Genomic DNA, 13,890 nt, shown 5'->3' with positions numbered 1-13,890 from the left:
ATAGGAGGAGAGAGTATGGCTATAGTTCAAAAGAAAAGGCTTGGAGACATCTTGGTAATAGCAGAAAAAATAACTCCTTTTCAGCTTCAAAACGCATTAAAAACACAAAAGCTTTTAGGTAAAAAGTTAGGTGAAGTTCTAATTGAAAGTGGAATTGTTTCAGAAGAAGATATTATAGATGCTATAGAAACTCAAACTGGAATAAAGAAAATTGATTTGAATAATGTTAATTTTGATAAAAAGGCCATTAAGATAGTACCTCAAAATCTTTGCAATAAATATAACTTAATAGCATTTGGATTTGAAGAAGAAAAAATAATGGTTGCACTAGCAGATCCATTAAATATATTTGCAATAGATGATATTTCTATATCAACAGGTTTAAGCGTTAAGACATTTATTGCACCTAAAAAAGACATTCATAAATTTGTTCAAATAAATTATAGTACTGAAGAAGTTAACAAGGCGGCAGAAGAACTGTTAAAGGAAACTTTAGAGTCAAAAAGTATATCGTTAGATGTAGAAGAAATTGATGATGTAAAAAATGCTCCAGTTGTGAAAATGATAGAGCATTTATTTAGAAATTCAATTGAAATGAGGGCATCAGATATACATATAGAACCATATGAAAAGGAAATAAGAATAAGATATAGAATTGATGGTGAGCTTACAACTATAAATACTCTTGGAATAGAAAGCTTAGCACCATTAATAACTAGAATAAAAATACTTGCAAATTTAAATATAGCTGAAAAAAGGATACCTCAAGATGGAAGAATAATAACTAAGGTTGGAAAGACAGATGTAGATCTTAGAGTGTCCATTTTACCAACTGTAAATGGTGAAAAAGTAGTAATAAGAATTTTAAATAGGGATAATTATAGGTTAGGTAAAGAAAGGCTTGGTTTAAGTAAAGATAATCTTAAGAAACTAGATAATATAGTATCTAGCCCTCATGGAATAGTACTTGTTACTGGACCAACAGGAAGCGGAAAATCCACAACTCTTTATACAATTTTAAGTGAACTTAACTCTAACAATGTAAATATAGTTACAATAGAAGACCCTGTTGAATATACACTAAATGGTATTAATCAAGTTAATGTAAATACTAAGGCTGGATTAACATTTGCTAGTGGACTTAGAAGTATTTTAAGACAAGATCCAGATATAGTGATGATAGGGGAAATAAGAGATGAGGAAACAGCTCAAATAGCTATAAAAGCAGCTATTACAGGACATTTGGTTTTAAGCACACTTCACACTAATGATGCTCCATCATCTATGACTAGATTAGTTGATATGGGAGTTGAACCTTACTTAGTTGCAACTTCAATTTCTGGAATAATTGCTCAAAGATTAGTAAAAAAAATATGTAACAATTGTAAAGAAGAATATATAGCTTCAGACTATGAAAAACATGCATTTAATATAAGAAATAATGATACCCTAAAATTATATAGGGGTAAGGGATGTGGCCATTGTAATAATACTGGGTATAATGGTCGAATAGGTGTATATGAAATAATGGAAATAACAAGAGAACATAGGGATGCAATAAATAGAACTAGGGATGCAAATATCTTAAAGGATATATCCATAAAACATGGAATGACAACGCTTGCGGATGAGTGTAAAAAGCTAGTTTTAGATGGAATAACTACTATAGAAGAACTTGCAACTATAACTTTATTAAGAGATATATAAGGGGTGATGAGGAGTTATGAAAAAATTTAAATATAGAGCTATGAAAAGTGATGGAACTAAGATAGAAGGAAAATTTGAAGGTAGTTCTAGAGATGATGTAATAAATATGATAACTTCAAGTGGATATTATCCCTTAATAATAGAAGAAATAATTGAAAGTAAACAAATTGAGTTTAAATTTTTTGAAAGAGTAACCACAAAGGATTTAGCAATTTTCTGTAGACAATTTTACACAATGCTAGATGCTGGAGTGACAATAACTACTTGTTTAAATATCTTGTCTAATGAAATTCCCAATAAAAAGTTAAGAGAACTTCTATCTATAATAGAAGATGATGTTAAAAAAGGAGAACTTTTATCAGAATCAATGGCAAAACATAAAAAGTATTTTCCACAGCTTTTGATAAGTATGGTAGAGTCCGGCGAAGTTAGTGGAAATATTGATGAAATGATGCTTAGAATGTCTGTCCATTTTGAAAAGGAAAACAAGATTAATAATAAGGTTAAATCAGCCATGACATATCCAAGTATCTTAAGTATAGTTGCTGTAGTAGCGGTTGTTTTTATAATGACATTTGTAATGCCAACATTTATAGAAATGTTTGAAGGCGAGAGTATAGATCTTCCTTTAATAACAAAAGTCATGCTTGGGACAAGTAAATTTTTAAGTAATAATTTAATTCTTATATTAATAGCTGTAGCAATTATAGTTATATTATTTAATATTTATAAAAAAAGTACAAATGGAATAGTGAATATAAGTAAGTTAAAGTTAAAACTTCCCATAATAGGGGCTTTAAATAAAAAGATAATTGTTTCAAGGTTTACAAGAACATTATCTACTTTACTAGCATCTGGAGTGTCTTTAGTGCATGCATTGCCAACAGTTGCAGGAGTATTAGAAAACAAAGTAGCAGAAGATGCAATTTTGAAAATAAGAGAAAGAGTAGTAAGAGGGGATGGTCTAAGTGGGCCAATAAGAGAAAATAATATTTTCCCTAAAATGTTATCTTCAATGATAAAAATAGGAGAAGAGTCAGGTTCACTAGATGATATCCTAAACAAAACAGCAGATTTTTATGATGATGAAGTTGAACAAGCTATCCAAACTGCAACTTCAATGATAGAACCATTATTGATAGTTATTATGGGAGTAGTTATTGGAGGAATAGTAATTTCAATAATGTTACCGATGTTTGATATGTACACTCAAATGTAATAAATTGCGAAGCGATTTATTAGTGAAAAGTTAATAGTTAAAAGTGAAAAAGCTGAGGAGATAATTCACCTACGGTGAATTATAAAAAATTAAAAAATGAAAGAATTTAGGATAAAAATCCTTAAGGGATTTTTTTTAGCAAAATTAAATTTAGTTTTTATAGAATTCATTACTACTCAATGAATAGAGAGTGTTTAAATATTAGTTTTGTATGAATGTAAATGTATTAAACATTACTTGAATTAAAAAATGTTCAAATTATTTGATTTTAATAATTCAATTAAGGTGAATTATACCCATAATTTTTTTATTATTTTGCTTAGTAAAATACAAATCAAGTTTAAATTGAAAGATTTAATATAAATTAAAAAATCAAGGAGGAATTTACATGGTTAACAATTTAAAAAACAAGAAAAAAAAGAAAGGATTTACACTTATTGAACTTATCATAGTTATAGCTATTATAGCTATATTGGCAGCTTTTGCTATTCCTAAATTTGGGGATGTAAGAAAGAGTGCATCTCTAAAGTCAGACCTAGCTAATGCAAAGACCATAGCTAATGCTGCCACTTATCTTATAGCAGAGGGAGATGTAGTTGCAGAAGCTAATGGGAGTAGTGTGGTTAAAGCAGAAAATGGAACTACAAATGGTAATAAAATAGCTAATTACTTACAGAATGTTCCTAAAACAGAAGCAGATTATAAAAGTGGAGAAAATAATACTACTAAAGGAAAGGCATTTTTTGTTACAGTAGATTCAAATAATAATGTTATAGTTACAGTTGAGACAAAGGCAGGTAAACAATTATTTCCTGAAAACTAATTAATAATTATACTTATTTTATAGCAAAATCTATATAAACTATATAGGCAAAATGCAGACAAAATCTGCATTTTGCCCATACAAAAGATTTTTAGCTCATCTAAAAATCAACCTTAATTGTTTCATTTTTTCATTTCAATTTTGCGAAGCAAAGGGAATCTTCATTCTTTCATTATAATTATTCATTGTTCATTATAAATTATCAATTGTTTGTGAGGTGATTTAATGCCAAGTAAAAAGTTCAATTTATCCAAATTAAAAGAAATAAGTAGTATGGATATAAAAGACATAGGAAAGATTTTCAAGAAGGAAAAGTCTGAGAATTTGAATTCTTCTTATGAAGGAAATAAAACTGAAAAGAAAAGTAAGTCTAAAGAAAGATCAAAGGCTGTTTTATCGGTAGATTTAGGAACTAATTCTATAAAGTTAGTGGAAGGTAAGTTTCAAAAGAATAGGCTTAGTTTAAATAAAGTGATACAAATACCAACACCAGAAGGATGTATTGCAGATGGAAAAGTAATGAATCTTCAAGGTGTTATAGATGTTTTAGATTTTATAATAAAGGAAAATGGCATAAAGGCTAAGGATGTAATTTTCACAACTAATTCATCGTCAATAATAAACAGAGATATATTAATTCCTTTAGTTCAAGAAGAGGAAATGGAAACTGTAATTAGATATGAAATACAACAATATTTACCTATAAATTTAGATGATTATATAATTCAATTTATAGTTTTAGATGAAATTGTTGATGATGTAGGAGCAAAGCTAAAAATAAATGTAACATCATTTCCAGAGAGAATGGCTTTTGCATATTACAGTGTAGTAAATTCATTAGAGTTAAATCCATATGCATTGGATGTTACTTATAATTCAGTAAATAAGATAGCTAATTATGCTGAGTATGCATCAAATAATGGACAAGTTATGGGAGGTACTGTTGCTTTTGTTGATATGGGAGCAACCTCTATTAATGTGGCAATATTTAAAAATGGTAAATTAGATTTTACAAGAATGATAAAGTCTGGTGGGGATAATATAGATTATGCCTTAAGCCAAAGCTTGAATATGTCAATAAAATCAACAGAATCTATAAAGATAAATGAAGGAAATCTTTTGAATGAGGATGATAAGGATATTTCAAATGTAACTATAAAAAAAGCTGTTGATGAAATATTAGAGGAGCTAGAAAGAATACTTCAATTTTATAGTAACAAATCTAATACAATCATAGATAAAATTTATATTTATGGAGGCTTATCCAATCTAAGCAATATAAATTTATATATGAAAAATAAGTTATCCATTGAAGTAGTTAAAGTAGATAAAATAGGAAATATAGATATAACATCCAAAGATTTAATAAATGAAAATTTTGGGCAGTACTTAAATGCCATAGGCGCAATTATAAGATTTTAAGGAGGACATTATATGATAAGAGATATGAACTTTTTTGCACCTTACCAAGGGCAGAAGAAAGAACAAAAAAATAAGAATATTTATGTTTACTCCTTAGCAGGTTTCTTATCTGTAGTTATAGTTGGAAGCTTAGCTTGGAATAGTACAAATATAATTTTATTAAATAGAAAGATAAAAAATTATAATGAAAAGTTAGAGCAAGAAGATATAAAAGAAAAAATAGCTAAATGGGATGATATAAGCAGAAAAGATGACATCTTAGATAGATATAATAATGAACTTAGTAAAATAGTAGGTTCATTAAAAACTAGAGAGATTGTAACAACAGAATTATTAGATAAATTGAGTTCAACATTACCAACAGAGGTTACATTTAATAGTATAAATATAACTAATACAGAAATTTCTATTCAAGCGGTTTCAACAAGTAGAGTTGCAATAGGTGAAATAGAGCATAACTTAAAGAAACTAGATAATATACAAGATGTGTATATTGGTGGAATATCAGGGGATGAAATTTATACCTTTGATATAAAATGTGTATTAAAGGATGTTGAGTAAAATGAATATAAGTAAGAGAGAAAAGTATTTAATAGGAATTTTATTAACTGTATTAATATGTTTTGTTTATTATCAATTTATCTATACTAAGCAAGTTGGAAAACTAGCTACTAAAAGAGCTGAAAAAAATCAAGTTGAGCAAAGATATAATGATGTCATGGATAATATATCAAAACTTGATTCTAAGGAAGAAAATTTAAAAATATTAAAATCAACAGTTCTTGATAAATCTAAAAGCTTATACCCAACAATAATGCAAGAAAAAATAATAATTGAATTAGATAAATTATTGAATGATAGTGGTCTTAAGGGAAATATTGCTTTTAGTCCTGTGGAGGTAGCCTCTGTAGAAAAGATGGTATCACCAGAAATTCAAAAGGCAGAAAGTTCATTAAAAGCCATAGCAGATGAGTACTCAGGAGATGCAACAAAAGATGAAACTAGTAATATAGAATCTAATAATGAAAATAATAATACATCTACTGAAGGTAATGAGGGACAAGCATCTCAAGATTCTCAAGAAGTAGCATCTGAACAAAATGGTGCAACATCAGAACAACTTAAAGTTGCAATAAATTTTTCGGGAAGCTATGAATCTTTAAAAAAGTTCATTTTCTCAGTACAAAACTATGAGAGAAAAATAGTAATTACTAATATAACAATATCATCAAAATTACAAGAAGAGCTAACTGGAGTTATGAATTTAGAATTCCATGCAGTGCCTAAATTATCAGATGAAGACATGGAATATTTAATATGGACATTAAATAATGTATATGGAAAAGAGATATTATTTAGTAGCGGAGCAGCAAGTGGAGCTTATGCATCTACCATAGAAGAACAAAACAATAAAAAAGATATTAATGATTTTGTAATGATGTTAAGATCATCTTTATCTGAATTACCTACAGTAACTATTGGCAGAGCTAAGGATGAATCAAGGGAAAGTTATATTTATTCAGATAATGATAAGGTTGAGGAAGTAGAAATGTCTTTTGATGAAGCAAATGGGAAAACTTATTATAAATACAAAACAGCTGGTTCGTATTATCCTAAAGATAATTCATCAGAGGGGAAGGAGTTTACCTCAAAATCAGATGATATAGTACTTGAAATAATAAGTGAAAAAAGAGGCGAAAGCTCAGATAACTCAGGAATAAAGTTAAAGGTTGTTAACAACACATCTAAGAATATTGAGATAATAATTAAAGATGATGATACTACAAATCCTAGAGTTTCAGTAACAAGTGAAGGTAATACTGTAAATGTTACTAAGAAGTAGGTGTTTATATGAAAAATAATAAAGTGAAAGCAAAGAAAGGGATGACATTAATTGAGGTAATAATTAGTGTTGCCCTTCTATCAATATTAATAGTACCTTTATCAGGTTTAGTAATGTCTAGCTTAAAAAATAATATAGGTGCAGAGTACAGACAAAAAGCAAGTTATATTGGACAAAAGGTTTTAGAAGAGCTAAAGGCTTACGATAAAATAACTTTAAAGAATGATGCTGGAAAAAAATATTTTGAACTTTTAGATGGGGATGAAATAATTCAGGATTTAAAAGAGGATTCAACTGGAAATACTTTTAAAGGAAATTTTGAAAGAACTATATATGGTGGTTCTTCAGAGTCAGTAGGAAAAGATGAAGGTATTTATACTATTGAAGTTGAGTTAAAAAAGGATATAAATTTTATATATGATAATGTAAATAATTTAGCTAAAAATAATAATTCAGCTTTTATACTTAATTTTCTTAGAGATAGTAGTAACAATAATATAATTAAAATAAAAGATAACCCTGATAATAGTTATGCTATTTCAAATGAATTAATAATGGAATTAGATAAGAACTCAAATAACCTAATTGTATATAAAAAAAATGAATCTACACCTTTAGTAACTGTTAATAAAACGAATATAGATAATAATACTATTGTTTTATATATTAAGGAAGGCTTTTCTCAAAATATAAACATAGAATTCAAAAATAACACAGAAGAAACAGTAGAAATTCATTTAATAAGTGGTGATAATAATTATTCTAAGTTTAAGATATACTTAAGCATTGGAGATGTTATTTTATATGAAGAAAAGCAAATAGAAGAAAATCCAGTAGCAGATATGTATAATTATAAAGTTACAGTTAAAGATAGTGAAAATAATATTTTATTTGAAGGATTTTCAAGTAAAAATGTGAATATAGAATAGTTTTAAGGAGGTGAATTATAGGTGAAGATTAGAAAAAAAAAGAAAGGATCTACCTTTGTAATAGTAGTTGTAGTAATGGCAATTATCTTTACAACTGGGACAACAATATTAGCAGTTACAGCAAATGATTATAAGATGAGAATTAATCAAAGTAAAAAGCTTCAAAACCTTTATGAAGCAGATTCAGGATTAGATGTTGTTGAAAATATAATAATAAAAACCTCACAAGAAGCTATAAAATATGCAGATAAAGAAGTTAAAAAGAAATTTACTGAACTAGATGATAAAGATAGAAGTAAAGATAAAATAAATGAAATATTTAAAGATAAGTTTTATGAGTTCTTAACGGTAAGAAATAAAGAAATTCTAAATGAAAAGGAAGTAGAGATTTTAGAATACTTAATTTTAGAAAAGAAATACATAAAATCAATACTCGAAAGTGGAAAGTTGGAATATGATTCAGCTATAAGTAATAGAGAAAATAGATTTATAATTGAAATACCAGAAGGCGGGTATGTTAAAAATATTAATAATGGGAAAGTAAGTAATATAACTATAGAAGTTAAATCAAACTTTGAAAGTACTGAAGGGCAATTAAAAAATAAAAAAACAGTTTCTACTAAGTATTCCATAACAGCTCCAGACTATAATTCGGAAATAACTTCAATAAATATTTATCCAGTTTTTGATGGAAAAGTAATAACAGCAGATGGGAATATGAATGTTGAAAGTTTAGGGAATAAAAGTATTGTAAATATAAGTGGGGATATATGGGTACAAGGAAATAATAATTTAGGAAATAATCCAGCATATACTTTTGATAAATATATAGGTGGGATAAAACTAGAGAATACAAGTTTTAATATTAATGGAAATATATATACCGCAAACACATTTCATTTAAATAACTTAGTAAATGAATCATCAGTAAATGGGGACATATATGCAAAAAATATTTATGTAGGAAAATCCATAAATTCAAATGTTTCTAAATTAAATAATATATCTTTTGAGAAAAATGTTGTTGTAAATAATGATTTAGCTTTAAATGCTACAAATAGTAGTATAGTAATCAAAAATAACTTTTATGGAATTAATGAAAAGACAACAGAGGTTTCAACAGCTAATAAAGCTTTAAGTTCAAGTAGTATTATTGTAAATGACACAAGTAATACTTCTACAATAACAGTAAATAAGGATTCTTATATTATGGGAGTTGCTTATTTAAATGCAACAGATGAAAGCGGAAATAAATATCAAACAGGAGAATCAGTAGCAGTAAAGGGAAATTACTTAGCTTATACTGATGATGATGATGTATTAAATGGAGCAACAAATGTTACTTTAAAATATTATTCACCACTACAATTATTAGAAAGCAAAAATGGACAATCTAATGCAATTATGAAGGCAGATTATTTCGCAGAATATTATTCTAAAAATAATAATTCTTATAATTTTAATGATGGTGGAGTAAGCCTTAAGAAAAGTGTTAAATCCGTTGGAGCAAGTGTTAAAGATAATCAAGGGAACATTCAAAAATCTAATATAAATGATAGTGATATAAGTATAGTAAATGAGCAAAGAAATGAATTTGCCAGAAATGTATTTGCTATGGGGGATACTACGGGTCTTGGGGATGATTTATATGATGGACAAGAAGTTAAACGTCAAGTTAGTAACCAAGTCAATTTTAATGAAATTAGAAGAGTACAAGGAAGTTCATTTGATACAACTGAGGGAATGGTTATTTTAAAAGGAAATGAAAATGAGAATATTGAAATAGAAAATGGAAAAATTAAAGGAACAGATATAGAGTTGAGTAAAGGTCTAATTATAGCTAATGGGGATATAACTATAGACGGTAACTTTAGTTTTACAGGAAATATAATAACTACAGGAAATATAATTCTGAAAGGTGAAGGAGAAAAAAATATAACTTATGATCCACAAGTTGTAAGAAGTATTTTAGCTTTAAATCATGATTTATTAAAAGATATATTTGTTAAATCACAAGGTGATAGAGAAGAAGTAAAAGTTACTTCAGCTTCAGAGCTTTATAGTGTTGATAAATTCCTTACAAAATCATTATGGAGAATTGTTAAATAGAAGAGGTAGAATTATGAGAAAAAAGGCAAAAGGTTTTACTGTATTGGAGCTTATAATTACATTAAGCTTAACAGTTGTAGTGCTTGGAGTAGTGTACACTTTTTTCTTTAGTAATAGCAAAACATTAGCAAAAACAGAAATTAATTCTGATCTACAATTAGAGTCAGAAGCAATTCAAAAAGAATTATTACTATATGGAACACAAGCAGAAGGAATAAGTAAGCTTAATAATGCTACTATTAAAGATACTAATAAATACAATTATAAAGGATTACTAGATGATAATGGAAAATTAGATGTCACTGAATTGAAATTTAAAATAGGAGCAGAGTATTTTACATTTATATATGATGTTGGAAGCAATAAATTAACTTTAAAGAAAGTTAATAAAGATGGGGATGAAGTTGCAGACTCTAAATTAAATATTCCTAAAATATTATCACCTAATGTTACAGAATTTAAAGTTAGACCTTTAGATTATAGAATGAATCCAAAAGGGAATTTTAAAGAAACTACAGGCTTGGAAATTTCGCTAGTTTTAAATAAGAAAAGAGGATACTCAGATGTGACTATACCATTAAGTGTCATAGTTAAGTTTAGAAATAAATAATATGGGGAGGGATAAAATGGTTAGTAAAAGAAAGTTTAAGATAATAAGTATTATAACAAGTTTATTTGTTATATCAACTTTAATATCCCTTAAGAGTTTGAATGTAAAAGCAACAGGAGAAATTCCAGATAAGCCGGATTTTAATTTGGAAATTTCAGCATCACCGAATCCTGCTATGGTTGGTGAAGATATAACAGTTAGCGGAAAAATAATACCAAAGCCTTTTGAAACAGCAATACCAGCTAAGGAAATAGTATTAGTTTTAGATATATCTGGAAGCATGGATGAAGAAATAGAAAATCCATGTACTAATAAAAGGGTAAGATATTGTACAAGGCATGATAGTAGTGATCCAAATCATGGTGAGTGGTGGAACTTGTGGCATAACTGGGTAAATGATTACTGCGTTGAGCATAAGAAGGTTGGTGATCATAATACCGCTTCTGATAATAGAAAAATAGATGAACTAAAAAGAGCAGCTAATGGTTTTATAGATAGAATGAAAGATGTTCCTAATCTTAAAATAGGTATAGTAGCGTATTCTAGTATAGCCACAATTAATCCAAATAGCAAAGGTGGAACTAAGAAAGTTAAAAGTTTAGATTCTAATAGTAGCCATGATGTTACAAATTATAATTCACTTGGAGCAAATTTCTTGCAAAGTAATGATTCAAGATTGACGTCAGTAATTAATAACTTAGAAGCCTTAGGTGGAACTAATATTGGTGAAGGTATGAGAAAAGCAGTGTATATGCTTGATAGTGGAGACAAATCTGCAAGTAAAACTATAGTTCTTATGACAGATGGATTACCTACATTTTATTCAGTAACAGGTTCTAATAAAAATAACTATATTACAATAGATAATACTGAGCCCAAAATTGCTGGAATAGGAACAGGTCTAGATACAAAATCTATAAATTATTCAAGAGCTGTAGGCGAAATTATAAAGTCAAGGGGATATAATTCATTTTCAATAGGATACGGGTTAGATACTGAGGGAAATGACACCTTATTATCAATACATGAAGCAATGACTGGCGTTAGTATTAAAGGAAAACCAGATTTATATGAAAGTAGCGGATTTTTCCCAACCAGTACTAATGCTATACAAGCTGTATTTAATAGAATAGCAACTCAAATTTTAGATAGTTATCCTATAAATAATATAAATATGAATATAAGTTTTACAGAAGGTTTTACATTAAATGTAGGAGGAAGCACTGTAAAGTTAAGTAATGTGAATTATAAAAAGGCATCAGAAGGAAATGGTAAAGTAAGATATGAAGCTGATCCAGTATCATTTCAATTTGTAGTAAAAGGAAATAGGCCAGGAGATCAACAAATATATAATAAAATGAGTATTAATTTCCCTTGGAAAGAGAGCACTATAACGATAAATCCTAAGAATACTATTCCTATAACAATTAAATCAAATGAATTACCATCTATAAGTGCAAAGCTTATAAGTGAAAGGAATATTAATGTAAATAAAGGAGAAGCATTTAATGTTAGATATCAAATTGAAGCAGCAGATTTTGTATTTAATGATAGTACAAATGCAGTTCCTAATGATATTGTTATAGTTCTAGATGTTTCACAGCAAATGAAGGATTCATTAACAATAGTAAAAAACTCTTTATTTAATAAACTTTTAAATAAGGATGCTTTAAAAATTAGTAAATCTCAATATGGGTTAATAACATTTAGTAATCAAGTTAAACAAGAAGTTCCTTTAACAGACAATATTACAAATTTAAATGATAATTATATAAAAAGTTTAGCTACTGATAGTTTAACTCCTAATATTTCTAAAACATTTGATTCTATTACAAAGGTTTTAAATTCAGGAAGAGCTGATGCAAAGAAAAATGTAATATTTATATCTACTGGTCAAGTATCTTATACTGATAGTGAGTTGAGTAAGTTAAGTGATAAGAGATATAATATTGTAAGTTTATCTATGAATAATAAAACAACTGAGGATAGTTTATATAAATTGCATAACTTATTAGCAGGCAATGCAGATGGATATTTTAATGTAGTGAATAATGATTATAATAGTATTGAAAATAGCTTAATGAGCCTAGTTGCAGAGAGAATAGTTTCAACTACTAATTACAGACCATATAAATTTAATCCTATACTAAAAATTAACTTGGGAAATAATTTTACTTCTGTTAGTGGAATAGAAAGTGTAAGTAATGGTATTGCAATCATAAAATTACCGGAAGTTATTTATAATTATGTTTCAAATGGTAGATATTCAGCAAATAGTATTACTCCAATAGAGTTTTCTGTATCACCTAATTTAGATAAAGTTGGAGAATTGAACTTTGGTGAAGCTGATAAAAATGTAATTACTTATAATAAGCTAAAAGGAGGAATTGTAGAATCTTTAATTTCTACTCCTATAGTTACTGTAAAGGAAGAAGTTAAAAATGTTACTCATGGATTATACAATGGAATTATAAGTAATGGAGCTACAGACAAAAAAGAAGTAAGTATCCAAGAAAATAATAACGGTACAAGCTTTGAAATGGCTCATGGTTCAACAGTAACCTTTGGTTCTAAATGTACAGTAGGTGGAAGTAGCGTTGATTTTACATTAAATATAGATAATAAGTTTAATAGCGTAAATACAACTGATATTAAGATATATAAGGTTTCAAAGGATTCTTCAGGAAATAGTATATTAACAGAAATAACAAATGGAAATAGAGCTATAGAGAATCAGGGAGATAATAAATTTAAGATATCTGTTAATAATATTAAGGAAAGCAGCCAGACATCAGATTCGGAGATATTAGTTATATATCAAGCAAGAGTTAAGGATGGGTTTTCAGAGGCGCAATCATTAACAAATGAAATTAAGTTTAGTAATTTATCAAAGAGTGTTAATATAATAACTTCACAGGCATCTGATAAAAGCCCGAGCTTGCCGGATTTATTTTAAAAATACACAAAAAACATATATTTTAAAGGGGGTCGCGTTTCGCGACCCCCTTGTACTTAATATAAAATAAATAATCTTTCAAGGGTCTCACGTTTTGGTCATAACCCTATTATGTAGACAATCGACAAAGGGTCGAGTACAATCTACATAATGGGGTGATTTTTTATGTCAATAAATCACAAAGCTTATAGTGCAGAATTTAAAATAAATGCAATTGAAGAATATATAAAAACAGGAAAGAGTCAAAAGAAAATATGTAAGGATTTAAATAT

The 13,890-nt window shown here is 27.8% G+C and carries 10 protein-coding genes; all 10 read left to right on the top strand.

What is annotated here, in order from left to right; genetic code table 11:
- Positions 1-15 precede the first annotated feature (15 nt).
- The 10 genes from J2Z25_RS07405 to J2Z25_RS07360 all read left to right on the top strand — a co-directional run bounded on the left by J2Z25_RS07405 (position 16) and on the right by J2Z25_RS07360 (position 13,618).
- A complete protein-coding gene (locus J2Z25_RS07405; RefSeq protein WP_209739442.1) occupies positions 16-1,707 on the top strand; it encodes a GspE/PulE family protein in 1,692 nt (563 codons plus the stop codon).
- Between the two features lie 16 nt (positions 1,708-1,723).
- Positions 1,724-2,926: a type II secretion system F family protein gene (locus J2Z25_RS07400; RefSeq protein ID WP_209739440.1), complete on the top strand. Its 1,203-nt coding sequence runs from the start codon at positions 1,724-1,726 to the stop codon at positions 2,924-2,926.
- Between the two features lie 388 nt (positions 2,927-3,314).
- Complete coding sequence (locus tag J2Z25_RS18790) at positions 3,315-3,749, top strand: prepilin-type N-terminal cleavage/methylation domain-containing protein (protein ID WP_111931419.1); 435 nt, start codon at positions 3,315-3,317, stop codon at positions 3,747-3,749.
- Positions 3,750-3,974: 225 nt separating this feature from the next.
- Positions 3,975-5,171 carry a type IV pilus assembly protein PilM gene (pilM, locus tag J2Z25_RS07390; protein ID WP_209739438.1) on the top strand — a complete coding sequence of 399 codons (1,197 nt, stop codon included), beginning with the start codon at positions 3,975-3,977 and terminating at the stop codon, positions 5,169-5,171.
- Positions 5,172-5,183: 12 nt separating this feature from the next.
- A complete protein-coding gene (locus J2Z25_RS07385; RefSeq protein WP_209739436.1) occupies positions 5,184-5,732 on the top strand; it encodes a PilN domain-containing protein in 549 nt (182 codons plus the stop codon).
- Between the two features lies 1 nt (position 5,733).
- Positions 5,734-7,014, top strand: a complete 1,281-nt coding sequence (locus J2Z25_RS07380) for a hypothetical protein (RefSeq protein ID WP_209739435.1) — start codon at positions 5,734-5,736, stop codon at positions 7,012-7,014.
- An 8-nt stretch (positions 7,015-7,022) separates the two neighbouring features.
- Entirely contained in the window at positions 7,023-7,943 is a 921-nt protein-coding gene (locus J2Z25_RS07375) for a type IV pilus modification PilV family protein (protein ID WP_209739433.1), read from the top strand.
- Positions 7,944-7,964: 21 nt separating this feature from the next.
- Entirely contained in the window at positions 7,965-10,052 is a 2,088-nt protein-coding gene (locus tag J2Z25_RS07370) for a hypothetical protein (protein WP_209739431.1), read from the top strand.
- A gap of 13 nt (positions 10,053-10,065) precedes the next feature.
- Positions 10,066-10,662, top strand: coding sequence for a type II secretion system protein (locus tag J2Z25_RS07365; RefSeq protein ID WP_209739429.1), 597 nt, complete (start codon positions 10,066-10,068; stop codon positions 10,660-10,662).
- Positions 10,663-10,678: 16 nt separating this feature from the next.
- Complete coding sequence (locus tag J2Z25_RS07360) at positions 10,679-13,618, top strand: vWA domain-containing protein (protein ID WP_209739427.1); 2,940 nt, start codon at positions 10,679-10,681, stop codon at positions 13,616-13,618.
- The last annotated feature ends 272 nt before the right edge of the window (positions 13,619-13,890 follow it).

Source organism: Clostridium tertium (assembly GCF_017873245.1).
Taxonomy (GTDB): domain Bacteria; phylum Bacillota; class Clostridia; order Clostridiales; family Clostridiaceae; genus Clostridium; species Clostridium tertium.
Note: the sequence above shows the minus strand (reverse complement) of the source record. Positions and strands in the feature narration are given on the sequence as shown.

What these genes read in the sequence shown, in the direction of transcription:
- J2Z25_RS07405 (WP_209739442.1), top strand. Translation starts at nt 16, where the DNA reads ATGGCTATAGTTCAAAAGAAAAGGCTTGGAGACATCTTGGTAATAGCA.
- J2Z25_RS07400 (WP_209739440.1), top strand. Translation starts at nt 1,724, where the DNA reads ATGAAAAAATTTAAATATAGAGCTATGAAAAGTGATGGAACTAAGATA.
- J2Z25_RS18790 (WP_111931419.1), top strand. Translation starts at nt 3,315, where the DNA reads ATGGTTAACAATTTAAAAAACAAGAAAAAAAAGAAAGGATTTACACTT.
- pilM (WP_209739438.1), top strand. Translation starts at nt 3,975, where the DNA reads ATGCCAAGTAAAAAGTTCAATTTATCCAAATTAAAAGAAATAAGTAGT.
- J2Z25_RS07385 (WP_209739436.1), top strand. Translation starts at nt 5,184, where the DNA reads ATGATAAGAGATATGAACTTTTTTGCACCTTACCAAGGGCAGAAGAAA.
- J2Z25_RS07380 (WP_209739435.1), top strand. Translation starts at nt 5,734, where the DNA reads ATGAATATAAGTAAGAGAGAAAAGTATTTAATAGGAATTTTATTAACT.
- J2Z25_RS07375 (WP_209739433.1), top strand. Translation starts at nt 7,023, where the DNA reads ATGAAAAATAATAAAGTGAAAGCAAAGAAAGGGATGACATTAATTGAG.
- J2Z25_RS07365 (WP_209739429.1), top strand. Translation starts at nt 10,066, where the DNA reads ATGAGAAAAAAGGCAAAAGGTTTTACTGTATTGGAGCTTATAATTACA.
- J2Z25_RS07360 (WP_209739427.1), top strand. Translation starts at nt 10,679, where the DNA reads ATGGTTAGTAAAAGAAAGTTTAAGATAATAAGTATTATAACAAGTTTA.